The sequence below is a fragment of the Paenarthrobacter sp. PAE-2 genome (genome assembly GCF_026013155.1).
GTDB classification, from domain to species: Bacteria; Actinomycetota; Actinomycetes; order Actinomycetales; family Micrococcaceae; genus Arthrobacter; species Arthrobacter ureafaciens.
Genome location: NZ_JAPDNV010000112.1, coordinates 1 through 540 on the forward strand (window position 1 = coordinate 1; position 540 = coordinate 540).

At 58.9% G+C, this 540-nt stretch carries 1 protein-coding gene; it reads right to left on the reverse strand.

The genetic code is table 11. The features are described 5' to 3' along the window. Positions 1-28: 28 nt before the first annotated feature. On the reverse strand, positions 29-540 hold a 512-nt coding region (locus OCL88_RS21135; protein WP_264963848.1), incomplete at its 5' end, for a transposase.

The window sequence follows — 540 nt, forward strand, 5'->3', positions numbered from 1 at the left end:
TGCGACCTAATACGAAAGTAGGGGCGGGTTAGGCTGCGGTGAGCGGGGTGATGGTGACGTTGTAGCCGAGGTTGTTGAGTTGTTTGATGGCGTTGTTCTTGGCACGGGATGGGTTGATGCGGGTGAAGTGGTCTGCGCCCGGATCGGTGTAGCACTCGCCGTTGGCGAGCATGTGCCAGGCCGCTGTCAGGATGGAATGCTCGATCGCAACTACCGCTCTCATTGGTCCGCGTCGGGCTGCTATGCGGTGATATCTGGCTGCGAGGTAGGTGTCTTTGGTTCGTATGGCTGATAGAGCTGAGGTGCCCAGGGCGGCTTTGAGGTATTTGTTCCCAGGCAGGATATGTGCGGATTTGATGTGTCCGGCGGATTCGTTGGCGCTGGGACAGACCCCTACCCAGGATGCAAGCCTGGCGGGAGTTTCGAAGACCCGCATGTCTGCACCGGTTTCAGCGATGATCACCTCGGCAACTTTGAGGGAGACTCCGGGGATGGTGGCCAGGGCTTCCCTGGCTTCACGAAAGGGTTCCATCGCTTCCT